General features: G+C 38.5%; 26 protein-coding genes. 18 read left to right on the top strand and 8 right to left on the bottom strand.

Annotated elements, in window-relative coordinates; all coding sequences use genetic code 11:
* Position 1: 1 nt before the first annotated feature.
* The 7 genes from J5J05_RS04295 (at position 2) to J5J05_RS04265 (ending at position 6,422) form a co-directional block, all read left to right on the top strand.
* Entirely contained in the window at positions 2–766 is a 765-nt protein-coding gene (locus J5J05_RS04295) for a ParA family protein (RefSeq protein ID WP_208559432.1), read from the top strand.
* A complete protein-coding gene (locus tag J5J05_RS04290; protein ID WP_208559431.1) occupies positions 756–1,637 on the top strand; it encodes a ParB/RepB/Spo0J family partition protein in 882 nt (293 codons plus the stop codon). The genes J5J05_RS04295 and J5J05_RS04290 overlap by 11 nt, the downstream gene beginning before the upstream one ends.
* 18 nt (positions 1,638–1,655) lie before the next feature.
* A complete protein-coding gene (locus J5J05_RS04285) occupies positions 1,656–1,853 on the top strand; it encodes a DUF951 domain-containing protein (RefSeq protein ID WP_208559430.1) in 198 nt (65 codons plus the stop codon).
* 66 nt (positions 1,854–1,919) lie between these two features.
* Positions 1,920–3,020 (top strand): redox-regulated ATPase YchF, encoded by a 1,101-nt coding sequence (gene ychF, locus J5J05_RS04280; RefSeq protein ID WP_208559429.1) that lies wholly within the window; start codon positions 1,920–1,922, stop codon positions 3,018–3,020.
* A gap of 30 nt (positions 3,021–3,050) precedes the next feature.
* Positions 3,051–3,770, top strand: coding sequence for a DUF1129 domain-containing protein (locus tag J5J05_RS04275; RefSeq protein ID WP_208559428.1), 720 nt, complete (start codon positions 3,051–3,053; stop codon positions 3,768–3,770).
* A gap of 258 nt (positions 3,771–4,028) precedes the next feature.
* Positions 4,029–5,507 (top strand): IMP dehydrogenase, encoded by a 1,479-nt coding sequence (guaB, locus tag J5J05_RS04270; RefSeq protein ID WP_208559427.1) that lies wholly within the window; start codon positions 4,029–4,031, stop codon positions 5,505–5,507.
* Positions 5,508–5,654: 147 nt separating this feature from the next.
* Complete coding sequence (locus J5J05_RS04265) at positions 5,655–6,422, top strand: CPBP family intramembrane glutamic endopeptidase (RefSeq protein ID WP_208559426.1); 768 nt, start codon at positions 5,655–5,657, stop codon at positions 6,420–6,422.
* Positions 6,423–6,469: 47 nt separating this feature from the next.
* On the opposite strand, the gene J5J05_RS04260 is transcribed toward J5J05_RS04265, so the two are convergent.
* The 3 genes from J5J05_RS04260 to J5J05_RS04250 form a co-directional block, all read right to left on the bottom strand.
* Positions 6,470–6,973 (bottom strand): methylated-DNA--[protein]-cysteine S-methyltransferase, encoded by a 504-nt coding sequence (locus tag J5J05_RS04260; protein WP_208559425.1) that lies wholly within the window; start codon positions 6,971–6,973, stop codon positions 6,470–6,472.
* Positions 6,974–7,001: 28 nt separating this feature from the next.
* The gene (locus tag J5J05_RS04255; RefSeq protein ID WP_208559424.1) at positions 7,002–7,655 is read right to left on the bottom strand and encodes a deoxynucleoside kinase; all 654 of its coding nucleotides are present in this window, start codon (positions 7,653–7,655) and stop codon (positions 7,002–7,004) included.
* Positions 7,656–7,852: 197 nt separating this feature from the next.
* Entirely contained in the window at positions 7,853–8,536 is a 684-nt protein-coding gene (locus J5J05_RS04250; RefSeq protein ID WP_208559423.1) for a class A sortase, read from the bottom strand.
* A 241-nt stretch (positions 8,537–8,777) separates the two neighbouring features.
* Here J5J05_RS04250 and J5J05_RS04245 point away from each other — a divergent pair, with 241 nt between their 5' ends.
* The 4 genes from J5J05_RS04245 to J5J05_RS04230 all read left to right on the top strand — a co-directional run bounded on the left by J5J05_RS04245 (position 8,778) and on the right by J5J05_RS04230 (position 13,390).
* Positions 8,778–9,854 (top strand): SDR family oxidoreductase, encoded by a 1,077-nt coding sequence (locus tag J5J05_RS04245; protein WP_208559422.1) that lies wholly within the window; start codon positions 8,778–8,780, stop codon positions 9,852–9,854.
* A 158-nt stretch (positions 9,855–10,012) separates the two neighbouring features.
* The gene (locus J5J05_RS04240; RefSeq protein ID WP_208559421.1) at positions 10,013–10,747 is read left to right on the top strand and encodes a glycerophosphodiester phosphodiesterase; all 735 of its coding nucleotides are present in this window, start codon (positions 10,013–10,015) and stop codon (positions 10,745–10,747) included.
* A gap of 467 nt (positions 10,748–11,214) precedes the next feature.
* The gene (locus J5J05_RS04235) at positions 11,215–12,669 is read left to right on the top strand and encodes an amino acid ABC transporter substrate-binding protein/permease (protein WP_208559420.1); all 1,455 of its coding nucleotides are present in this window, start codon (positions 11,215–11,217) and stop codon (positions 12,667–12,669) included.
* Entirely contained in the window at positions 12,662–13,390 is a 729-nt protein-coding gene (locus J5J05_RS04230; protein WP_208559419.1) for an amino acid ABC transporter ATP-binding protein, read from the top strand. Before J5J05_RS04235 ends, J5J05_RS04230 begins: the two co-directional genes overlap by 8 nt.
* Positions 13,391–13,749: 359 nt before the next feature.
* Here J5J05_RS04230 and J5J05_RS04225 read toward each other — a convergent pair whose 3' ends face one another.
* A complete protein-coding gene (locus J5J05_RS04225) occupies positions 13,750–13,905 on the bottom strand; it encodes a hypothetical protein (protein WP_208559418.1) in 156 nt (51 codons plus the stop codon).
* Between the two features lie 92 nt (positions 13,906–13,997).
* On the opposite strand from J5J05_RS04225, the gene J5J05_RS04220 reads away from it, so the two are divergent.
* On the top strand, positions 13,998–14,210 hold the full coding sequence (locus tag J5J05_RS04220; RefSeq protein ID WP_208559514.1) for a DUF6440 family protein: 213 nt from the start codon (positions 13,998–14,000) through the stop codon (positions 14,208–14,210).
* Positions 14,211–14,259: 49 nt separating this feature from the next.
* Positions 14,260–15,375 (top strand): lactate oxidase, encoded by a 1,116-nt coding sequence (locus J5J05_RS04215; RefSeq protein ID WP_208559417.1) that lies wholly within the window; start codon positions 14,260–14,262, stop codon positions 15,373–15,375.
* Between the two features lie 110 nt (positions 15,376–15,485).
* Here the strand turns inward: J5J05_RS04215 and J5J05_RS04210 are convergent, their stop codons facing one another.
* Entirely contained in the window at positions 15,486–15,920 is a 435-nt protein-coding gene (locus J5J05_RS04210; RefSeq protein WP_208559416.1) for an NUDIX hydrolase, read from the bottom strand.
* A 36-nt stretch (positions 15,921–15,956) separates the two neighbouring features.
* Positions 15,957–16,370 (bottom strand): hypothetical protein, encoded by a 414-nt coding sequence (locus J5J05_RS04205; RefSeq protein ID WP_208559415.1) that lies wholly within the window; start codon positions 16,368–16,370, stop codon positions 15,957–15,959.
* A 144-nt stretch (positions 16,371–16,514) separates the two neighbouring features.
* On the opposite strand from J5J05_RS04205, the gene J5J05_RS04200 reads away from it, so the two are divergent.
* Positions 16,515–16,742 carry a hypothetical protein gene (locus tag J5J05_RS04200; protein WP_208559414.1) on the top strand — a complete coding sequence of 76 codons (228 nt, stop codon included), beginning with the start codon at positions 16,515–16,517 and terminating at the stop codon, positions 16,740–16,742.
* Positions 16,743–16,975: 233 nt separating this feature from the next.
* Here the strand turns inward: J5J05_RS04200 and truA are convergent, their stop codons facing one another.
* Positions 16,976–17,716 carry a tRNA pseudouridine(38-40) synthase TruA gene (gene truA, locus J5J05_RS04195; RefSeq protein ID WP_208559413.1) on the bottom strand — a complete coding sequence of 247 codons (741 nt, stop codon included), beginning with the start codon at positions 17,714–17,716 and terminating at the stop codon, positions 16,976–16,978.
* A 188-nt stretch (positions 17,717–17,904) separates the two neighbouring features.
* Between truA and J5J05_RS04190 the strand changes: the two genes are divergently transcribed.
* Positions 17,905–18,993 carry an acyltransferase family protein gene (locus J5J05_RS04190; RefSeq protein WP_341868498.1) on the top strand — a complete coding sequence of 363 codons (1,089 nt, stop codon included), beginning with the start codon at positions 17,905–17,907 and terminating at the stop codon, positions 18,991–18,993.
* A gap of 18 nt (positions 18,994–19,011) precedes the next feature.
* Here the strand turns inward: J5J05_RS04190 and J5J05_RS04185 are convergent, their stop codons facing one another.
* Positions 19,012–19,275, bottom strand: coding sequence for a hypothetical protein (locus J5J05_RS04185; protein WP_208559411.1), 264 nt, complete (start codon positions 19,273–19,275; stop codon positions 19,012–19,014).
* Positions 19,276–19,437: 162 nt separating this feature from the next.
* Between J5J05_RS04185 and J5J05_RS04180 the strand changes: the two genes are divergently transcribed.
* The 3 genes from J5J05_RS04180 (at position 19,438) to J5J05_RS04170 (ending at position 24,616) form a co-directional block, all read left to right on the top strand.
* Positions 19,438–20,571, top strand: a complete 1,134-nt coding sequence (locus J5J05_RS04180; RefSeq protein WP_208559410.1) for an exonuclease SbcCD subunit D — start codon at positions 19,438–19,440, stop codon at positions 20,569–20,571.
* A complete protein-coding gene (locus J5J05_RS04175; protein ID WP_208559409.1) occupies positions 20,571–23,630 on the top strand; it encodes an AAA family ATPase in 3,060 nt (1,019 codons plus the stop codon). Before J5J05_RS04180 ends, J5J05_RS04175 begins: the two co-directional genes overlap by 1 nt.
* Positions 23,631–23,722: 92 nt before the next feature.
* Positions 23,723–24,616 (top strand): fructose bisphosphate aldolase, encoded by an 894-nt coding sequence (locus tag J5J05_RS04170; protein ID WP_208559408.1) that lies wholly within the window; start codon positions 23,723–23,725, stop codon positions 24,614–24,616.
* The last annotated feature ends 213 nt before the right edge of the window (positions 24,617–24,829 follow it).

Here is a 24,829-nt window from a genome sequence, read left to right as displayed (position 1 = left end):
AATGGCACAGATTATTGCCGTTGCGAACCAAAAAGGTGGTGTAGGTAAGACAACTACCACTGTCAATTTGGGTGCATCACTCGCTTATGCAGGAAAGAAAATTTTATTGATTGATATGGATGCTCAAGGAAATGCTACAAGCGGTTTAGGCATTCGTAAAGGAGAAGTTGACAGAGATATCTATGATGTACTGATCAACGAAGTACCGCTAGAAGAAGTGATCCTACCTACGAGTAGAGAAAACCTATCTATCGTTCCAGCTACTATTCAGCTAGCCGGTGCAGAAGTGGAATTGACCAGCTTGATGGCTAGAGAAACGAGATTGAAGAGAGCGATTGAGACCATTGATGAAGGCTATGACTATGTACTGATCGACTGTCCGCCATCATTAGGACATTTAACGATCAATGCCTTTACAGCAAGTGATTCTGTTTTGATTCCAGTTCAATGTGAATATTACGCGCTTGAAGGGTTAAGTCAATTACTGAATACCGTGCGCTTAGTTCAAAAACACTTTAATAAAGAGCTGAAAGTGGAAGGCGTTTTACTAACGATGCTGGATGCAAGAACAAATCTGGGATTTGAAGTAGTTAATGAAGTGAAAAAATATTTCCGTGAGAAAGTATACAACACGATTATTCCGAGAAATATTCGTTTGTCCGAAGCGCCGAGTTACGGACTTTCGATCATAGATTATGATTTACGGTCGAAAGGCGCGGAAGTTTACCAAGAGTTAGCGAAGGAAGTGATGACGAATGGTAAATAAGAAAAAAGGTCTAGGTCGAGGTATAGATGCTTTATTTGATGTGCCTGACTTTGAAAAAGAAGTTAATCGTGATGATGAACGTGTGGAAATGATTGCGCTTGATGAGATTCGTCCAAATCCTTATCAGCCAAGAAGACATTTTGACGAAACGGCATTAAACGAATTGGCAAATTCTATACGTGTATCGGGTGTGCTTCAACCAATCATTTTGAGAAAATCATCGGTAAAGGGCTACGAAATCATTGCGGGAGAGCGTCGCTATAGAGCTTCTAAACTTGCTGATAAAGAGACTGTTCCGGCGATCATACGCGAGTTGGATGAGGAAGTCATGATGCAAGTCGCTATCTTAGAGAACTTACAGCGTGAAGACCTAACCTCACTTGAGGAAGCAGAAGCATATAACTTGATGATGGAAAAGTTGGCTATGACGCAAGAAAAGGTTGCTGAAAAGCTGGGTAAAAGCCGTTCTTATATTGCCAACCATTTACGTTTACTGACACTACCTCTTGAAGTTAAAAATCTACTTCAAGAAAATAAATTATCTAATGGTCAAGCAAGAACCTTATTAGGACTAAAAGATAAGAAAAAATTGACGAAATTGGCTAGGCGTACGGTCAAAGAAGGCTTAACGGTTAGACAATTAGAGCAGTTGGTTGCGGAAGCGAATCAGAAACCGAAAAATGAGCCAAACAAAAAAGTGAATGAAAACAAATCGATCTATATCAAACGCTCAGAAGAACTATTAACAGATAAATTCGGAACGAGTGTCGTGATTCGAGAAAAAGGTAAAAAAGGTAAAATCGAAATCGAGTATGTCTCTCAAGATGATTTGAATCGTATATTAGAAGATTTGAATATTGATTTTGATTGATTCAGGAGGCAGAATAAAATGGACAAAGCATACGAATTGAATGATATCGTTGAGATGAAGAAACAACATCCATGTGGCGTCAACCGTTGGGCAATCATTCGCATGGGTGCGGATATTCGTATCAAGTGTGAAGGGTGCGGCCAACTTGTGCTTATGTCGAGAAGAGAATTCGAACGTAAAATGAAGAAAATTCTAGTGAAGGCAGACGCCGAATAAGCAAAAAGATCATAAAGAATAAAATAAGTTTTAAAAATCGAAGGAAAAGAAAGGTGAATACCAAGCATGCCTTTAACAGCAGGAATCGTCGGTTTACCAAATGTAGGGAAATCGACGCTATTTAACGCCATTACAAAAGCGGGAGCAGAAGCTGCAAACTACCCGTTCGCAACAATCGATCCGAACGTAGGAATCGTAGAAGTACCCGATCGTAGATTAGATCGATTGAAAGAACTCGTTAATCCTCAAAAAGTCGTTCCAACGACATTTGAGTTCACAGATATTGCCGGTATCGTCAAAGGTGCCAGCAAAGGTGAGGGGCTTGGAAATAAATTCTTGGCTAATATCCGTGAAGTAGATGCGATTTGTCACGTTGTTCGTTGTTTCGATGACGAAAACATCACACATGTTTCTGGAACAGTTAGTCCAGCAGACGATATCGAAACGATCAATTTGGAATTAGCACTAGCCGATCTTGATGCAGTGGAAAAAAGATACGATCGAGTGAAAAGACAAGCGAAGTCTAAAGAAAAAGATGCAATGGAAATGATGACGGTTCTTGAGAAAATCAAGCCAGTCCTTGAAGAAGGTAAACCAGTTAGAATGCTGTCATTCACGCCAGAAGAATTACCAATTGTGAAGTCATTATTCTTACTAACAAGCAAACCTGTTTTGTATGTAGCAAATGTAGCAGAAGAAGACATTGCAGATGCAGAAGGAAATGAGCATTTAGCAGTCGTTAGAAGCATTGCTGCCGAAGAAGGCGCAGAAGTTGTAACAATCTCTGCTGCCATCGAAGAAGAAATCGCCGAATTAGATGACGAAGAAAAAGCAATGTTTTTAGAAGATCTAGGTGTAGAAGAACCAGGATTGGATAAATTGATCCGTTCTTCATACGATTTACTTGGATTGGCAACATTCTTTACAGCGGGAGAAAAAGAAGTTCGTGCATGGACATTCCGTAAAGGGATGAAAGCTCCTCAGACTGCCGGCGTTATTCATAGTGATTTTGAACACGGATTTATTCGTGCTGAAACGATTGCTTATGCAGACTATGATGCATTGGGTAGTGAAAAAGCAGCTAGAGAAGCAGGGAAATTGCGTTCTGAAGGAAAAGAATATGTCGTACAAGACGGAGATGTCATTCTTTTCAGATTCAACGTATAAGAATGTGCTCAGCGAAAGGATGACATAACTGTGTTCAATAGTAAAAAGAAAGAAACTGTCGAGCAGCCGGACAAGGTAGCTGAATTGGCAGCGATGCAAGAAGAAAATGCGAGACTGAAGCGTCAGCTGACAAACAAAAATAATGAGTATGTATTGAAACTGAATCGTAGTTTAGACGAACGAGGCGTTTCAGAAGAAAGAAAAACGTTGATCTTCAACGATATGCTTAAAAATATTGTTGAACAACAAGAGAAGCATTTAACGGCTCGTAAAATATACGGTACCGTTACAGACCAAGCCAATTATTTAACAGAAAATCCAACGACCAGAGAACAAGGAGAAGTTGTTCGTTCTGAACCTTGGAAATTGTATATTGATGGTGGCTTGTTACTTGGCGGAATGTTCGCGGTTATCTATGGCTTGCAAGGTATGTTCACAGATGTAAGCAATGAAGCAGCAGGGATGCGACTAATGGTCTTGATTTTGAACTTCATCTTAGGTGGATTTGCTTTCGTTATTATCACCAAATATGCACCAGTACCCGGACAAAAGGGTGGTTTCATGAAGTATATTTTAGCAACGGTCCTAGCAATGATGCTCTTTGTTCTGTTCGTTACATTGGGTGCTGCCATACCAGCAGTCATTAATCCGATTGTACCAGCACAAGTATCGTTAGGCATTGGTGTAATTGCGATTGCTGCAAAATTCTATTTAAAACGCAAACTTAACATTCGCGGAACGCTATTTTAAAATAGTGTTTTAGAGAGCTCTTTTAAGGATGAGAATCTTTGAAAGAGCTCTTTTGTTACAGATTAAAAGCATATGTTAAAGTGGTATAAAGCTTTGATCGTTCGTTTTTATAGCGCTACCAGTCGGAAGATAGGTTGAATTTATGAGAAAGTTCTTACATGGCTATCTAGAGTGTTGACCTAGCTGGAAATGGGTGGTAATTTAGTTATTAAAAATTACGATAGCGAGCGTATAAACGAAAAATTGGAGGAGATCAACATGGGGAACTGGGAAACGAAATTCAATAAAAAAGGATTCACGTTTGATGATGTACTATTACTACCAGCAGAAAGTCATGTTTTACCGAACGATGTTAACTTACAAGTAACACTTTCGGATGCAGTTAAACTAAATCTGCCTATTTTAAGTGCAAGTATGGATACTGTTACGGCATCTGGAATGGCAATCGGGATGGCACGCCAAGGTGGACTAGGTATCATTCACAAAAATATGACGGTAGAGCAACAAGCAGAAGAAGTACGTAAAGTGAAACGCTCTGAGTCAGGCGTTATCATTGATCCGTTTTTCCTAACTCCAGAACATCTCGTATCTGAAGCAGAGGCCCTGATGTCTACTTATCGAATTAGTGGGGTACCAATTGTTGAGACGATGGAAAACAGAAAATTTGTTGGTATACTGACGAACCGTGATATGCGTTTTATTACGGATATGGATGAGAAAATTCAAGAGGTTATGACAAAAGAAAACCTTGTCACGGCACCCGAAGGAACTTCGCTTGAAGAAGCGGAACATTTGCTTAAAGTACACAAAATTGAGAAATTACCTTTAGTAGATCAGAATGGTTGGTTGAGTGGCTTGATCACCATTAAAGATATTGAAAAAATCACCCAGTTTCCTAATGCCGCTAAAGATAAACATGGTCGCTTATTAGCTGGTGCAGCAGTAGGTATCACTAAGGACACGTTTGAGCGTACACAAGCGCTGATTGATGCTGGCGTAGATGTGATCGTTGTGGATACAGCACACGGACATAGTGCAGGCGTATTGAGAGAAATGAAAAAAATTCGTGAGGAATTTCCGACGATCACATTGATTGCAGGTAATGTAGCTACAGCAGAAGGCACACGCGCATTATTTGAAGCCGGCGCAGATGTTGTTAAAGTCGGTATTGGACCCGGATCAATCTGTACAACAAGAGTCGTTGCAGGCGTTGGGGTTCCGCAAATAACAGCAATTTATGACGCAGCATCTGTTGCACGCGAATACGGGAAACCAATTATTGCAGACGGTGGAATCAAGTATTCTGGCGATATCGCAAAAGCACTAGCAGCCGGTGGACATGCGGTGATGCTTGGAAGTATGCTGGCTGGAACAGATGAGTCTCCGGGTGAATTTGAAATTTATCAAGGTAGACGCTTCAAAACCTATCGTGGAATGGGTAGTTTAGGCGCGATGCAAAAAGGATCAAGTGACCGTTATTTCCAAAGTGGAGAAACGGAAGCAAACAAACTCGTTCCTGAGGGAATTGAAGGTCGTGTTGCCTATAAAGGGAGCGTCCAAGATATTATCTTCCAGCTTATTGGTGGACTTCGCTCTGGTATGGGTTATGTTGGCGCAGCAAACTTAAAAGAATTGAGAGAAAATGCTCAGTTCATCGAAATGTCAGGAGCAGGATTGAAAGAATCACATCCGCACGATGTTCATATTACAAAAGAAGCACCAAATTATTCAGTATAATAGAATGAATCAGGCGTTGGGCATGAAATGACCCAGCGTCTTTAATTTTGCAAAAATTTATTATTAAAATCGGACTAAAAGAACATATCTTTTTCGATTAGAGTTTGCTATTCTATAAAGAGTAAATTGATTTAAAAGGAGAATGATATGAAATTATTTGAAGGCTATCCCTTGAGGAAAATACTGAAAAGAGAACAAGCGTTGATGTGGGGGCTATCTTCCATTGTTTTACAGCTTATATTGGGTTTTAGTCTATCTATACTCTTTGTGATAGCAAATCCTGAAATCGTCATGAATTTATCATCAGATGAATTATCAGAAGTATTGATGCCTATGCTTAACACTGTGAGTATAGTAACCACTATTATATCATTACCGTTATTAACGATAGTGATTATCTGGAGAAAGATTCCTTTAGTCAACAGAAAACGTCTCAAGCAAAACAGATGGTTCCATGTACCTGGATTGAATAAACAAGATTGGAAGTTTTTAGCTTGGTACATACCGGTGACATTTGTTTTACATAGAGCTGGAAGTATATTGCTATCAGTAATTTTTGAGGACAACCAGGCAGTCAATCAAGAGGCTATTGAAGACCTTGCTGGTGCGATGCCTATTTGGGCTATGTTTTTAATGGTCGTAATTGCTGCTCCTATTGTAGAAGAATGGTTATTTAGAGGACTGATTTTATTTCGTAAACCAACCCTTGAAGCCTCTTGGATAGCAGTCGGCGTGAGTACAGTCCTATTTGGGCTAATCCATTCACCGACGAATATACCGTCAGCTTTTTCTTATTTAGGTATGGGACTCATGTTCGCCTACGCAGCCAAAAGAACTAAAACAGTAGAAGCTGCTATTGTATATCACATGCTAAACAACTTAATTGCGTTTGTAGCAATGTATGCTTTCTTATAGTAAAAACCCGTTCTATCCTCAAATCACTAAAGGGTAGAACGGGTTTTTTAGTTGCTTTCCAATTTCAGCAATGCGTGTTTCATCGGCAGACCACCTCTAAAGCCTTTCGGTGCACCAGACTTAGGACGTACTCTATGACAAGGGTATACGATCAACAAAGGGTTCTTGCCAATCGCAGTACCGATTGCTCGCGCATGGGTTGTTGTTTTACCTAAAGCGCGTGCGATTTCACCATAAGTGATTGTTTCACCGTATGGAATCGTGAGTAGCTGTTCCCACACTTGTAACTGAAAAGGTGTCCCAATCTGTTCAATAGGAAAAGAAAAAGTTGTACGTTTCCCAGCGAAATATTCTTTGAACGGATTTACATAAGACTGCATAAACCTTTCATCATGTATCAAAGTTGCTTCAAACGGTAACTGAGCTACCCAATTTTCTAATTCTTCTTGATCAAAAGGCGAAGAACCTACAAATATTAATCCTATCTCACTAGCAGCGATAAAAAGGGTCCAATCATCATATGAAATAGCTGTGTAATAAATGTTTTTCATCAGTCTTTTCCCTCCTTTTCCGTGAAGATCAGATGGAATGAGCGGTAAGGGCGGATCTAATTTCTTGCATAACATATATTTTGTCTTCATTCTTTTCAAGATCGATCTTATCAATATCAATGACCAGTGTCGGACTTTTATCATATTCATTAAACCAATCATCATAGCGACTATGTAATTTTGTATAATAGTCTAGCAAATCAGGGTTACCCTCCACTTGTTCGAAAGAACGGCCTCTTTTTTGTATTCTTTCTAAATGTTTATCCAAAGATCCGCGTAGGTAAATGAGCAAATCTGGTGCTTTTTTTGGAATGTCTTGTAGCTCTTCCATCATATTGTCAAGAAGGTCTGTGTAAAGTACCATCTCCGCTTCACTCATATTCCCTTCTTCATAATTGATTTTCGTAAACAAAGCATCTTCATAGATAGAACGGTCTAAAACATTGTGTCTATGCACGAGTGCCTGTTTAATACTTTTGAAACGAGTATTTAAAAAGAAAATTTGTAATGAAAAAGCCCATCTTTTTGGATCAGCATAAAATTTCTCAAGAATCGGGTTATCGACGACTTGTTCATAGAAGGCCTCGCTTTGAAACTCCTCTGATATAAACGTTGTAAACGTACTTTTTCCTGCTCCTATCATACCGGCTAATACAATCACTGACATCTTATCTCCTTCCATTCTTTAAAGAATTAACCCTCTTATCATACCATAGGTAACGGTTGTTTTTTTACTTTATTCGGTTTAATAGTTGTTGATGCAAGAAGGATAGCATGAGCATAGAATTTTTTTCAGAAATAGAAACTGATCAAGAAAATAGATACGCCCCCTAAACACTACGGTCTTGGTTAAAGGGCGTATCTAACGGATTGAATAACTTAGTTCATCTCAAAATAAGCAGCGATTTCTTCTGATTCATCCACAGGAACAGATTCAATGAATTTTCCTTGCGTTAACAATCGTTTATTCCCATCAACATTACAAGTGATTAATGTGACAAGTGTCTCATCGGTATCTTCGATTACCGAAACCGCTGTTGGGTCTATGATTTGATGCGTCACGATTTCATAAACATAAAAATTTTTTGCATCCGTTAAATAGACAGTCATTCCGGGTTCAGCTCTATGAAGTGGTGCGAAAAGTAGCGTAGGATTCTTCATATTGTGACTGGCCAGAGCGTAATTTCCTTCTCCCATCACTTGATTTGGTTTCATTGTTCCAGCGCCTGCTAACAAATTAGCATTTGAAACGCCATTTAATATAGGGAGATGTAAACCGACATCGGGGATGGCGATTGATCCAATTGCGGCTAAGTTTTGATCAGAAAATTGAGCTTGAATAACATCTTGTAAAGATAGCTCTTCAACAGATTCAAAGTCAAAATCGCCTTCTTGCGCCGAAACGTTTTGTCCGATATCTGACATAAGAACTTGTGTGCTTTGTCTTTGGACTAAAAAATTTTGTACTGGTTCGATCGCTAAAAAGCCTAGACCTAGTAAAAATAGAAAAATAGCTAAAAAAGTGGTTTTATTTCGTTTTGATTTTTTATTGATGCTATTCACCTTCTTGAATGATTATATCTGGTTAATAGTCATAGTATACCGTTTTTTTAAAAGGGATATGTTAAAAAAGATAGAAAATAAAAGGACTTTTTTGTTGAAAATAGATTTGAAAGATGACAAGTAGATGAAAACAGCGTCTATCAGTCATACGCTTTATACCAAGCGTATCAGTTGAATACGGCTACATTTTTTCACTAAGATAGAGAGTAACAGAATGTACGCTTTATTAGGAGGAAAAAAGATGAATCAGAGAACAGTCGATACTGGTGTGCCTTTGAATAGTTTGAAATTAAAATTGAAAAAATTAAAGAATCAAGTAATGGTTATTACAGGTGCAACAAGCGGGATTGGTCTTGTAACAGCTAGAATGGCAGCTGAACAAGGAGTGAAATTAGTTTTAGTTGCTCGAAATGAAGAAGCTTTGAATATCTTGAAAAAAGAATTGAAAGTTAGAGGCGCTGAATCTATTTATGTTGTAGCAGATGTATCCAAAGAAGAAGACGTTGATCGTATTGCAGATGCAGCTATTGAGGCGTTCGGGGGATTTGATACATGGGTAAATAATGCAGCGGTTTCGATTTATGGTTACGCTGCAGAAATACCTGTAAAAGATATGCGTCGTTTATTCGATGTCAATTTTTGGGGAACTGTTTATGGAACGCGAAAAGCTGTTGCACATTATAAAGAAAAAGAACAAGCTGGATCCATTATCAACATGGGAAGTGTCGTAGGAAATCGCGCTTTTCCAGTTCAATCAGCTTATTCAGCTAGTAAACATGCTATTAGAGGATTCACGGATGCTGTCCGTATGGAGCTCGAAAAAGAGCAAGCACCCGTTGTACTTTCTCAAATTCATCCGGCTAGAGTAGATACACCGTATACGGATCATGCAACTAGTTACATCGATAAAAAGCCGACACATAAAGGAATCGTTTACCCACCAGAAAGTGTGGCTGAAGCCATCCTATATGTAGCGGAACATCCTAAACGAGATATGTATGTCGGTACACAATCAAAATTCTTTTCGATTTTTGGTATGGTGTACCCTAGAATGACTGATAAAATAATGGAATTAAATACATTCCAGACAAATTATGATGAAAACCAAGCCGCTCCAGAACCTTCAGCAGGAAACTTATATGAACCAAGAGAAGATCTATATGAGCGTGGGACGAATCAGGGTTGGCATAGACCAAAAAGTCTCATGGTTAAGGCAAAGAAACATCCTGGCTTATCAACGGCGGCATTAGTAACCGTGGGAATAGCAGTTACGGCATTAAAAGTCGTTGAAATTAAGAAATTAAAAAGCTTATTCTAAAAACCTAAATACAGAGTAGATCGGTTAACGCTACTCTGTATTTTTGCGATTAGCAGTTGATAATTAAATAGTTGTTTGACTAAGAAAAATAAAAGATTGCTATCTTACTAAAATAGTGATCACTTACTTAGTATTCATTTAGAAATGAGGAATAGAAAATGAAAAGCTTGAATTATGCGCACAGAGGATTCAGTGGAGCGTACCCTGAAAATACAATGATAGCTTTTGAGAAGGCACTTGAAGCAGGGGCAGATGGAATCGAACTAGACGTCCAGTTAACAAGTGATGAAGAGCTAGTGATTTTTCACGACGATACGCTAGATAGACTGACAAATGGATCAGGTTATCTGATAGACCATACATTAGCAGAATTGAAGCAGTTATCTTTTAAGACTGAAAAAAAAGATGTTCAAATACAAACCATACCGACGTTAGAAGAATACCTCAAGTGGGTGTCTAAGACTGATTTGGTAACCAATATAGAACTCAAGGCAACGTCAAAAGAAGACAGAGGACTTGAAAAGAAAGTAATCGAGACATTGGCTACTTTTGATGGTATGGATCAAATGTTGTTTTCTTCTTTTCATGAGGAAAGCTTAGCTCGAATCAAACAATTTTCTCCGAATGCCCGAACAGGATTACTCGTTTTGGGTTGTAGAGAACAAGATATCCAGAAAGCTTATGAAATGGAAATCGATTATCTTCATCCACGTGGCAGTGATCTCAACGAAGTGATCATTGAGCATATTCACAAGATGGGTCTGAAAATAAATGCATGGACAATCAATTTGGAATCCAGTATACAAGAAGCGCTAGCTTTTGGCATTGATGGAATCATCACAGATTATCCAGACAGAGTCGATCGTATGAAAAATAGTGAATACGTTAAATAAGTTGGGGATCACGACAAAAGGATAGTTAGATTTACTTGAAAGTAGCATTAAGACAAGTTGATATAGAATAAACCTGACTCAGGCATCACGAATCGGAAGCGATTTGTGATGCTTTTATATCGCAAATCGGTTCGACAAAGCTACCTACAAGAAGCGTCCTACATTAAAAAGATAAAGCGATAAAATTTATGCAATAAAACGTATTTTTATACTAAAATTATAACTAATTCTACTATTCTATTTAAATTATATACAAGAAAAAGCTTTCATCATTCTTTAATATAATATGATGCAGAATTATGAAGTGAAGGTATCTATAGTATTAAAACTAATAAAATAAAGTTTTTCTCATATTTATTTAATAATAATAACGAGTTTATAAAGGCAGATGATTGTTTCGGTTGAATGTTTGATGTATAATTAATTAATTATTGTAACAAAAAATGAAAGGAGCACTACTAAATATTATGGAAATTAAAAGGAAAAATAAAGTATTTATCGGTATATTATTTTTATTCACGCTACTATTAAATACAGTTCTGTTTCCGGCAGATGTGAATGCAGCTGAACCGGGGGAAAAATATATTATCGCAACGGATGTGACATTCGCGCCGTTCGAATTCCAAGATGAAAGTGGCGAATACGTCGGTATAGATGTTGACATCCTTACAGCCATTTCTGAAGATCAAGGATTTGAATTTGAATTAAGACCGATGAACTTCAGTGCGGGTCTTCAGGCATTAGAGTCTAATCAAGTAGATGGTATGATTGCGGCCATGAGTATTACACCTGAACGTGAAGAAGCATTTGACTTCTCAGATCCTTACTTTGATGCTGGTCCTGTTATGGCGGTTAGAGAAGATAACGACGAAATTGACGGATACTCAGATCTTGAAGGTAAGACAGTAGCCGTAAAAGTAGGAACAACTGGAGCAGAGCTAGCGAGTGAACTTCAAGAAAGTTATGACTTTGAAATTAACCAATTTGAAGATTCAGCTGGTATGTACGAAGATGTTGTTTCTAGACACTCGGATGCTGTTTTTGAGGATTATCCCGTTATGGCATACGCCATTCAGCAAGGGCTGGAATTAAGATTTCCTACTGAACCTGAAGAAGGCGATTCATATGGCTTCGCTGTGAATAAAGGAGAAAATCCAGAATTGACTGAGATGTTCAATGCTGGATTAGTCAATATTAGAGAAAATGGTACGTATCAAGAAATTACAGAAAAATATTTAGGTGACAGTGTTGAGTCGGGCCAACAAAGAGGCTTCTTAGCATTGGTTCAACAAAACTTTGGAAACTTGCTTTCAGGAATGGGTCGCACCTTAGTGCTGACACTGATTTCGTTTGCTATCGCTTTGCTCGCTGGGACGATCATTGGATTATTCAGCGCAACACCAAGTAAAGCGTTGAATGTTATTGCCGATATTTATGTAACGATTTTACGTGGTATCCCATTGATCGTTTTAGCCTTCTTTATGTACTTCACTGTGCCGCAATTGCTAGGTGTACAAATCACAGCCTTTACGGCAGGTGTCATTACACTGAGTTTGAATACGACGGCTTACATTGCAGAACAAGTACGAGGCGGTATTGCAGCTGTAGAAAAAGGTCAATTAGAGGCAGCGCGTAGTTTGGGCTTGCCGTATGGTTTATCTATGCGTAAAGTTGTCCTACCACAGGCAATCAAGATCATGATTCCATCTTTGATCAACCAATTCGTCATCACACTCAAAGATACATCAATTCTATCTGTTATCGGAATCGTAGAATTAACACAAACAGGTCGTATTATTATTGCGCGTAACTATCAATCGGGTCCAATGTGGATCATCGTAGCGATTATGTATCTCGTATTGATTACCCTGTTAACAAAACTATCTAATCTGATTGAAAGGAGATTAGTAGCCAATGATTAAGCTTAAAACAGAACAATTAAGAAAAAGCTTTGGAAAACTCGAAGTCTTAAAAGGACTAGATATAGAAGTAAAAGAAGGAGAAGTCGTTGTGATTATCGGACCATCTGGTTCAGGTAAAAGTACCTTCCTTCGTTGTATGAACTTACTAGAAAAAGTTAGTGCTGGTAAAGTGATCGTCGATGATCATGATTTGACTGATCCTTCTCAGAATATCAATAAAGTACGCGAAAACATTGGGATGGTATTCCAACAGTTCAACCTGTTCCCGCATTTATCGGTTACAGATAACATTACGTTGGCACCTAAACAATTGTTAAACATCTCTAATAGTGATAGTAAAAAATTAGCGATGAAGCTACTGGAAAGCGTTGGAATGGAAGACAAAGCAGAAGCTTACCCTAACGCCTTATCTGGTGGGCAAAAACAACGTGTAGCGATTGCGAGAGCGTTGGCAATGGATCCGGACATCATGTTATTCGATGAACCAACCAGTGCGCTGGATCCTGAGATGGTTGGAGAAGTTCTGGGCGCAATGAAAAAATTGGCGCAAGAAGGGATGACCATGGTCGTAGTAACTCACGAAATGGGTTTTGCCAGAGAAATGGCAGATCGTATCGTGTTTATGGATGAAGGAAATATTGTTGAAGTGGGTACACCGGAACAAATTTTCAATAATCCACAAAGTGAACGAACACGTGATTTCTTAGATAAAGTATTATAATCAGTAGAGAAGAGGCTGGGGGAATTTCCCTCAGCCTCTTCTTGTTTGTATTTGAATCGATTCAATGGTTACCTTTTTTAGATTAAAGTTACATAAATTTTTTTGAGAAAAAATTGATGGATAGAATCGACTGTTATAAAATAAAAATAGATGATGGTGTAAAATAAGTATCTTTTTGCTTAGCTTTGATGTCGATGGCATCGATATATCCTGTATCATGCTGGTAAAGTGTTGAAAGTTTTCAAAAAGTGAATCGTGCATGAGCGTATGCTTGTTATGAGTGTGTTTTATAGACGATAATGATGGCAAAGTGATTGAAATCAGCGTATTAAAAGAGTACAGTAGGGTTATTCATTAGACTAATAATTTGTGAAAGAAAGAACAAGAAAAGCAAAAAATGACAAGACAAGAATAACCGTACTCAATATAATTAACGCAAAAATACCAAAATATAGTGCGCCTTTTCCTTTTAAATAGCTTTTATCTGCTGGTTCTCTATCTTGAAAATTTTTCATCGATGCATCTCCTTAAGTGAATAATGTTAGTATAGTTTAAAGATGATTAAAAGGAAAGCCGTTTAAGTTAAATGAGAATGGAGTGTATTTATATGTTCAGTAAAGACAAATATGAAGTATCAAAAGAAAAACGATTTGTGGTGAAAAGTGTAGACCAAGTTGCTGATGGAAGTCAGTACACGATTGTCGTAGATCGGGTAACCGGTGTGCATTACTTGCAAACTTGGGTCGGAGGCGGTAGTAGTATTACGCCTTTACTCGATGCACAAGGTAGAGTGGTGATCGAACATAGTCCAAACGTTTAAATGCTGGCGATGTTGTAATCGTTGATTTGTGGAAATAAGGAGTGGTCTTATGTCAAACGAACATCAAGAAACCTACCGAGCTCCAAAAGAAGTAAAGGATCTGACGATCGTCAATACGTATGAATTGGAAGAAGCTGCTAGAGATGTCTTGCCAAAAGGTGGCTATGGTTATATCTCTGGGGGATCTGGCGATGAATTCACTAAAAGACAAAATATTGAGTCATTCAACCATAAAGGCATCTTACCAAGGGTGTTAGCTGATGTAGAAAACCCGGATTTGCGTACAACCATACTGGGCCATGACATACGAGCGCCCTTTATCATGGCACCCATCGCGGCACATGGATTGGCACACGAATCGAAAGAGGCAGGGACCGCAAAAGGTGTCGCTGAGTTTGGTACGATCATGTCAATCAGTGCCTATTCTGGTGCAACCTTCGAGGAAATCGAAGAAGGACTGAATGGCTCACCACGCTGGTTTCAGCTTTACATGAGTAAGGATGATGAACTCAATAAATTGATTGTAGACGAAGCGAAAAAAGATGGTGCAACGGCCATTATTTTGACTGCGGATGCAACGTTGAGTGGGAACCGAGAAACCGATATACGAAATGCATTTGTTTATCCTTTTGGAATGCCGATCGTTTCGCGCTATCTGACTGGTAGTGGAGAAAATATGTCTTTAAATAATATCTATGCTCAATCCAAGCAAAAAATCAGTCCAAAAGATGTTGAATTTCTTGCGGATTATTCAGCACTACCGATTATTGTCAAAGGAATTCAAACGCCTGAAGATGCCTTGATTGCCATCAAAGCAGGTGCCGAAGGGATTTGGGTATCGAATCATGGTGGACGTCAATTAGACGGTGCGCCTGGTTCGTTCGATACCCTTGAAGCGATCTCAAAAGCTGTTGGTGGCAAGGTCCCTATCATTTTTGACAGTGGAATCAGACGTGGAGAACATATTTTTAAAGCCATAGCCAGTGGTGCAGACATTGTAGCGTTGGGACGTCCCATGCTTTATGGTCTTGCGTTAGGCGGTTGGAAAGGTGTTCGTTCAGTCCTTGATTATTTTGATGCGGACTTGAAACGCGTTATGCAACTAGCAGGCACACAAACTGTAGAAGACATCAAACAGGCTAAGCTATATGATTTCAAAGCTTAAGGATAGGCTTGAACTCATTTTTCATGCTTTTATTTGATTCCCTGTTTAAATAAAGGCCCCCATTCTTTTCAATTTGAGAAGAATGGGGGTTTTCGCTATTCAATTCTCACTCAATTCAAAACTTTTCTTAGAAGTCTCAATAAGCGGTTTTCGGTGATATCCATTGAAAGATTTTGCTGACCTTTTCTAACATGGCCAATCTGTAGACGTCTTGCTGGGACAAGGTTAATGGGCAGCTTGTTCATGGAAAAAAATTTTAGTTCTTTTGTTTCGGGCCCTTCTTTAATGGCTTCTCCTGAAATAATTTTGCTTTTAACGATGACTTGCGTATCTTTTCGAATCGAATCGGTATAGGTACCGGTTTTTTCAGTGATGGAGACGATAAATCCTGTTTCTTCTTGCGCTTCTCTTGTTGCACAAGCTTCTATCGACTCGTTATCATCGAGCCGACCACCTGGCAAGTCCCATAGCGGTAAGTCTCGCCTTTTTACAAGTAAAATGTCATTTGAACGAAGAATAGCATTGAACACACCAGTTGTACTCATAAATAAAAGCTCCTTTTATCGTTTGAAATAGATAGCCTACGGCGCAAAGCCATAAAACGTTAAAATGAATAAAGGATATCCTAGAAGACCGATACCCGCTAGAAATATAGCGATCACAACCAATACGATAAATCTCACGATGACTGAGTAGGCGGTTATATTTTTGATCCATAGTAAAAAAGTCGTAAATATAGCGACGAAAAGTGGGATGAACATCATAAAATAAGAAAAGGCGACGCCGGCAAACAGTGGTCCAGCAATGTCGTAATTAGCTGCTCGTTGGCTGTAAAAATCAATCCCGATTAAAAATAGTAAAAAAAGACCACTGATGAAAACTGAATATGTACGGTAACGTTTCTTATAAGGAGCTGGTAAGTTTAAACTAAAAGCAATCGCGAGATAAATCAAACTGACGACTAAAGCAGAGATGATACTTGAGGAGAATAACATTAAGGCACTCCTTTCTCGTTTATTGTGATATAATAAACGTATTCGATTAATGTAAATATACCCTATCGGATAAAGTGAATCAAGGTGTTAAGCGGATTCTATTATCGTTTCACCTAATTAAAAAAGTACAAGTGGGAGGGTAAAATGGAAGAAATAATAAGTGTTGTAAAAACAGCTTTTGAGATTCGAGGACCGTGGATACTAATCGAATTGATTTTTTTGGCTGTCGGTATACTATCGATTGTGACGGGCGTAAAGATTCGAAAACAGAGTAAACGATCTGCCATCATCAGCATCGTACTAGGTATCGCTGTAATTCTTTTCGTACTCTATATGCTACTTTGGACAATCGTTTTCGGATACAATTCATAAGATGCTTGATAGAGGGTATTCGAATGTATTAATGAGCCCTTTGTTACTGTAGGAGTCTCACTACTAATGTTTTTTTAACGCATTTGCTTGTCATAGAAGAAAAGAAATACATAACTTATGAGGTAACGCTTTTATTGCGGTGCTGTATGTTAAAATAACTTAAAAAAGGGAACCTGATTATATAACTAATCGGGCGCCCTATTTTCACTAGTGTAGATTTACGATCTCACAGCTTATTGGTAATAAACTTCATCTAAAAATAGTCCTTGAGAAGGTACCGTCATACCGGCATTGCTTCTAACGCCACTTTCAAATATCTCATCGATCGTTTCAAGTGGGATTTCACCAGTACCAATCTCGAGCAAGGTCCCCATCATAATCCGAACCATTTTGTGTAAAAATCCATCTCCGATGAAGGTAAAGTGTAACAATCCACCTTCTTTTTCAATCGATATGTCTTGGATCGTTCGTACCGTCGATTTTTTTGATTTTTTTAACGCAGAGAAACCGATAAAATCGTGTTCACCGCGTAATTTTTCACAAGCAGCTTTCATTTTTTTGATATCCAATGGTTTTGGATGATGAAAGCTATAGTTACGCTCAAAAGCAGATGGAACAACTTCGTTCCAAACGTAGTAGCTATACTGTTTGCCATTTGCATGGTAACGAGAATGGAAGCGTTCAGGTACTTCTTCAAGATCTTTTACAATAATATCTTGAGGAAGATAACGGATAAGATGGCTACGCATGGCTAGTAGTTCCATCTTGGATTCCGTCTTAAAATTGGCTACTTGCCCCTTAGCGTGTGTTCCTGCATCCGTTCTACCAGAACCAACGATTTCTAGTTTCTCGCCAGTCATATCTGAAAGGATTTGTTCTATTTTTCCTTGGATCGTTTTGTCTGAATCACCAAGTCTCTGCCATCCAGCGTAACGGGCACCATCATATTCAATTGTCATTTTAATATTTCTCATTGTATCCCTCTTCATCGTTTTGTATCTATCTTTAAGATGTATCATGTTCAATCCGATTGAGTGTACTACAGATTAACTCAGAATACTAGTCTTTACCTATTATAATTATTTTCGTAAATGATTGCCTATAGGGATTTAAAAGAACGCCAAGTTCGTTTATACTAGATGTAAAGATATTTATAAATGTAATGAGCGAGGTGAACGCTATAGAAACGAAGCAAAAGCTAAATAGCGCCATGATCAGCGTACTGCAGTTTGTTTTTTCAATCATGGTAATTTTGTTACATTCAAACCGAGTCTTTTACTCAGATGTCTTTCATTTTACCCAGAAAAGTATTTTCAGCAGACTCGCCGTGCCATTTTTCCTGATATGTTCAGCCTATTTTTACAAGCGGAGTCCTCATAAAAAAGGCTATTTTAAAAAAGCGATTATGCAATACATTGGCTGGAGCATTTTATACATACCGCTAGGTTACATTTATATTGCTAGTCTTGCTTTACCCGTCTTTGCTATTCCACTAGCAATCATTGTAGGCTTATGCTATTCGGGGATCTGGTATCATTTGTGGTATATTCCTGCATTTTTATTTGGCATTTATTTTGTTAACAAATTAAATCAGTATATGAAAATGCGAATGGTGTTCTTGATCTCTTTGATTCTTTACCTGATAGGTTCCGTAGAAACTTATTACAGTTATTTGCAAGGAACATTTTTACATCAGATCTATGAACAATATCGGGTCTTTTTTCTGACAAGTCGTAATGGGTTGTTTTACGTACCGATTTTCATCTGTGTGGGCTACTTGATTGCGCAGGAAAAAGAGGTAGGACTGTTTTCAAAACAATTCTTTAAAATGAAATGTTTGCTGGCTTTAGGATGTTTAGTGCTAGAAGGCACGATCATTTATATGAACCAAGGAATAGACAAAAATTTCATGTTTTCTTTTATTCCGGTCACTGGTTTATTATTTATTTGGGCAAAGCATACGTCGATTTGGCAAGAAAAGCAATTGTGTACATTAAAACAGTTAAGTATCTATTACTTTTTCATCCATCCACTCTTTATAGAGATGGCTGCTCTTTTTTCAGAAGAAATGGGGCAAAGTCTTGGGATTCACGAAGGTTGGGTCGTTTTCATTTTCACTTTGGTTGCGACACATCTAACAGCCTACAGCATTTTGAAAACTGGGGTGGTTGAACGAATAAAGATAAAGTTGCGCACAGTAGCCATTTTTATTAAGAAAAATGCACGAAAACATTCTCAGATCAATACATAAAGAAACGCTATGGAGAAGTTATTCCCATAGCGTTTCTTCGTTATCACAAAAGTAGTCATTCAAATTTTTTTGAGCAGTTTTAAATAAGATAGAATCGGGGTTCAACCGAATACTTTGGTGATTTAGGTAAACTGAATCGTCCATGAGGAGTTCAGGGATTAATTTGGGACTGCCATTGAAACTGATCTCGTATTTAAAAAACAAATCACCCATTGCATCAATTTGAAAGGTACCAAAGCCGTCTTCGGATTCTGGTGGACGCATATTCTTAATGATTGCCATAATAGAGACACCTTCCTTTCTATTCATGTAAGCGTTTATCTGATTATAACAGTTCATTTGTGAAATTGCAGTTAAATTTTTGTAAACCAAATATATGTTTCTATAAATAATGGTTTTTGTTAAAATAAAGGCAATGAAGAATCGGAGAATGGAGCATTATATATGAGGATACTACATACAGCTGACTGGCATATCGGAAAAATCGTTAATGAATTTTCGATGCTGGAGGATCAAGAATATTATTTAACACAATTAGTTGATTTCGTTAAGTCTAATCAAATCGATGTATTGATTATGGCGGGAGATCTTTATGATAGAGCGATACCGCCAAAAGAAGCTGTGACATTGGCCAATAAGATTCTGACTCGGTTGATCAAGGAAGTGAACATTCCTGTCTTAGCGATTGCAGGGAATCACGATAGTAATGAACGATTAGAATACGGCGCAGCACTGCTAGAAACCAGTCGTTTGTACATGGAAGGTACGTTAAAAACGGCCACAAGAAAAGTTACGATCGATGGTATCAACTTTTATTTGATGCCTTTTGCGGATCACGTTACGGTTAGACAATTACTTGGTCATGATGAGATCAAAGATCTTGAAGATGCTACGCGTGTACAAATTGAAGCCATTAAAGCGCAGATGAATAATGATGAAGTAAATATATTGATCGCGCATGGCTATGTTGTCAATCAGACTAAAGATTCTGTAGAAGACTCTGAATCCGAAAGACCGCTGAGTATCGGAACCGCTGAATTCGTGGATGCTGGATTATTTGAAGACTTTGACTATGTTGCTTTAGGCCATTTGCATAAAGCGCAAAAAGTAAAATGGGAGAAGATTCGTTATAGTGGATCACCGCTGAAATATTCAAAATCTGAAGTGCCTCACCATAAAAAAAGCTGGATCGTAGATATTGAAAAAAACCATCTTGACATTGAGCCTGTTGAGATCAAGCCGCTAAGAGATATGCAGGTTTTAAAAGGAACTTTTGATGAATTGATGACCGGCGAGTCTACAGATTATATTTTCTTCGAATTAGAAGATAAAGACTATGTGATGGATGCAATGAATCAACTGCGAAAAAGATATCCATTTGCGATGGGGCTGGAGTATATCGGTAGAGAACGTTCAGAAGCTGCCGCTACTCAGCAAACGCAAGCATCATTACAAGAAAAATCTCTTGTCGAGTTATTTGAAGACTTTTACAAAACCTACCATCAAGATGCACTTGATGATAAGCAAAAAGCGATTATCGAACAAATGGTGAACGATAGCCAGAAAGGAGAAGCCTAATGCGCCCGTTAAAGTTAGTGATGAATGCTTTTGGTCCCTATAAAGAGAAGGTAGAAATTGATTTTACAACGTTGGCACAGTCTTCTTTATTTCTAGTGAGTGGACCTACTGGAGCAGGAAAGACGACGATTTTTGATGCGATTGCTTATGCTCTATTTGATCAAGCGAGTGGGGACACAAGGCAAAAGGATACCTTTAAATCCCAATTCGCAAAAGATACAGACCTTAGCTTCGTAGAATTAGCATTTGAGCTAGGAGAAAAGTGTTACTTTATTCACCGAGAGCCTACTCAGATTGGACCAGGTACACGCTCTAAAACAAAACAGATCCAATCGAATGTTGAATTTCATCATGGCGAACAAGTGACGACTAAGGTAAAAGAGGCAAATGAAGAAATCCAAAGAATTATCGGTTTGACCTATGATCAATTTCGACAAATTGTGATGCTACCTCAAGGCTCTTTCAAAAAAATGTTGGAATCCGATAGTGGCGATAAAGAAAAAATATTCAGAAATATTTTTCAAACAAAGCAAATTGAGCAGTTTCAAGCACTACTGAAGATAAAGGCAAAGCAGCTAGAAGATCAGTATAAAAGTAGCAAACAAGCTATGGAACAAGCCTTCTCCACGATTGCAATCAAAGAGGATCAGGAATTAGAGAAAGCAATCGAACAATTTGACGTTAATAAAATTCTCGAGCGGTTAACGGAAACGATTGCTGAGGAAGAAGCCGAGCTAGGTACTGTGAGAGAAACACTGTCGACTTTGCAAAAAGAATTGAAAGAGAAAGAGCAGATTCTTGAGTGGTTAGCACAAAAAGAAAAAATCACTGCTGAGCGAGAAAGCCTTGAAGCCAACCATAAAACGATACAACAAAAAGAAGTAGCGTTGAAACAGCATGATGAAGCGGAAAAAATTGTTCAAGCAGAAACTGAACTTCAAGAAGTGGCGAAACAAGTAACCACCCAAACATCCAAGCTCACTGCATTAAAGGAAACTGTGCAACAACTAGAAGTTGAAGAAAAACGACAGTTAGAGAAGCAAGTAGCCAGTAAAGCGGCTGTAGACACGTTAAAGCAATTGCGCAAAACGGTCTCCGCGCTACAGGAAGAAATCAAGCGGTTTGATCAAGTTGAGGCGAAAGAAAGCTTACTCAAACAACAAGCTGAAAAAATCAAAAATGAACAAGACAAGCAGTCAAAACTAAGCGAGCAATTAGTATTGACTAACGAGAAAATTGAAAAAGCTGAAAAAGAATTGGCATTGATGCAAAAGCTCCAAACAAAAATCGAAGAATTGAAAGAAAAAGTATTAGATACAAAGGAAAGATTACAAGCATCAAGTAGTCTTGAGGAACAACTAGCAGCGATTTGTAAATTACAGCAGACTGAACAAAAGAGTAAGAATGAAGTTGAAGCAGCTAAGCAACTAAGCGACATCGCTTATCGGAAACTGGTTACTGGGAAAGCAGATTATTTTGCCAATCTTGCTAGTAGATTGGCTGAAGAACTAGGCGAAGAGGAAGCCTGTCCCGTATGCGGCTCAACACATCATCCAAGCTTAGCAACAATCAGTGAGACCGCAGTAACGGAAGAACAAATAGAAGCATTAGAACAAGAAGAAAAGCAAACGAATGCAAAAGCGATCCAATTAGAAGCGCAACTAGAAAATGTTCGACAAGATATCGCAAACCGAAGCGAGTCAATCGCAATCGATCCCGCTACTGCTGCAACTGTTTACGAGGAAACCAAATTGCAGAAGCAGTCATTGGAAATAGAGATGCAAGGTTTTGTAGAATCGCTAGAGACAGCAGAGCAGCAAATGCTCGAAGAAGCAAAAGTGAAAGAACAACTAACAATGCTGAAAGAAGAAGCGCAAGAGAGTAAAATCAATCAGCAGCAAGTGATGTCAACGATTGCATTTACAGAAACGAGAATGCAAGAGCTGTCAGAGGAATTAGAGCAACTTAAAGCACCGTTGAGTGGAGAAAGTAAGCTCACGATCCAAACTGAGATTGAAACGAAAGAACAGGCGATTGACAAGATCGAGCAAACGCATGAAGCGATACAAAAAGCGCTCAGCGAAATTAGTAGCCAATTAGCTTCAACAAAGACGGCCATCGAATTAACAACTAGTCAATTAGAAGAAACCAGTCAGCGCAAGAGTCGCTTAAATAAACTTTTCGAAGAACTCAAATCAGCGAGTGATTTGAGTGAGCCATTTTCGGACTACGTACTATCTGAATCCAATCAGCAGTCTTATGCAAAAGAAGTAGAAACGCATAAGCAAGCCGTTTTAGTGAATAAAGATAGACATCAACAAATTGAGCAACAGTTGAATCAAGTGGCTGCTTTGGAAGATAAAAAAGATTACGAAGAGGCGACTGCACAAATCACTATCGAGTACCAAAAGTTAGAACAAGAACGTGATGAACGCTTGATGTCTACAGCGCAAAACAAACGTGCCAAAGAAACCATTTCGATGTATCACAAGCAAAGTGGGGAAGCTGAGAAAGAATATCAACTGTATGGTAGGCTGGCAGACTTGGCGAATGGTACGAAACAAACGGACTATATCTCATTTGAACGCTATGTGCTTGGGATTTACTTCGAAGAGATTTTATTGGCAGCTAATCAACGATTTAATCAAATGACCAATAATCGCTATGAATTGAAAAGACAGTTAGAACGAGGCAAAGGGTCTGGGAAACAAGGATTAGACATGGAAGTATTTGACCACTATACAGGTAAAAGTAGAAGTGTTCATACCCTGTCAGGGGGAGAAACTTTTAAAGCATCTCTAGCTTTGGCACTTGGGTTAAGTGATGTCATCCAGAATCAAAATGGTGGCGTCAGTGTCGACACACTATTTGTTGATGAAGGATTTGGAACGCTTGATTCCGATTCCTTGGATATGGCTGTTCAGACATTATTAGACCTGCATCAAAAAGGTCGACTGGTAGGCATCATCTCTCATGTGGATGAACTGAAAACAAGAATTCCAGCACATATCGTTGTTGAAAAAACAGCTACAGGAAGCACCGCGTACATTCAACAGTAAGCATAAGTGTCTTTCCTTTAATAATCTGGTAGAGGAGCGTTATAATGAACTCGTAGAAAAGTAGAACATATCAGATGGAAGGAAGGATCTACTTGAATAAAGAACAAATGAAACGAATGGAATCAGGAAAAGGATTTATCGCAGCATTGGACCAAAGTGGCGGTAGTACGCCTAAGGCACTCGAAGCATATGGTGTTCATGAAGATGCCTATTCAACTGACGATGAAATGTTTACAGTCGTTCACGAAATGAGAACGCGTGTCATTAAAAGTGACGCCTTCACTTCTGAACATATTCTTGGTGCGATTTTATTTGAAAACACAATGGACCGCATGGTTGATGATAAATATACAGCCGACTATCTATGGGAAGAAAAAGGAATCGTTCCTTTCTTAAAAGTAGATAAAGGACTCGCTGAGGTAGAAAACGGTGTGCAAGTCATGAAGCCGATTCCAGACTTAGATCAATTATTGAAAAGAGCAGTAGACCATCATATTTTTGGTACTAAAATGCGTTCGGTGATTTCAGAAGCGAACGAAGTAGGTATCAAAAAAGTTGTGGAACAACAGTTTGAAGTAGCGAAACAGATAACAGATGCAGGGTTGATGCCAATCATTGAACCCGAAGTCGGTGTTTACAGTGAAGACAAAATGAAATCTGAGGAACTGTTAAGAACAGCCATCAAGTCAAGCTTAGATAACTTAGAAGAAGGCACAAAAGTGATGCTGAAATTGACGATTCCTACAGAAGCAGGTTTCTATTCAGAATTGATTGAACATCCGAACGTATTGCGTGTCGTCGCTCTTTCAGGTGGATATAGCCGTGAAGAAGCGAACGAGAAATTAGCGAAAAACAAAGGATTGATTGCAAGTTTCTCTCGCGCACTTTCAGAAGACTTGAATGCTGAACAGTCAGCAGAAGAATTCGATCAACACCTTTCAAACGCGATTCAGTCAATCTACGAAGCATCTATTTCACCTGAATAAATAGGGTTCTTCGTCAAATGACGTGGATAAAGGATAAAACTTAAAAGTGAAATAGTTTAGGAAAGGACACACAGCTGCTCAATACGGCTGTGTGTTCTTTTCCTTTTTTTATTTTAATTTTATTATTGATTCTTTCTATCTTTCCGCCGTTTAAGGTTGATAATCGTTTTAAAAATAGAGATCTCGTGATGAACAAAAAAGTTCAAAACGAAA

Source organism: Marinilactibacillus kalidii (genome assembly GCF_017599325.1).
Lineage (GTDB): Bacteria > Bacillota > Bacilli > Lactobacillales > Carnobacteriaceae_A > Marinilactibacillus > Marinilactibacillus kalidii.
The sequence above is the reverse complement of the archived record's forward strand: the minus strand, read 5'-3'. Positions and strand labels throughout refer to the sequence as shown.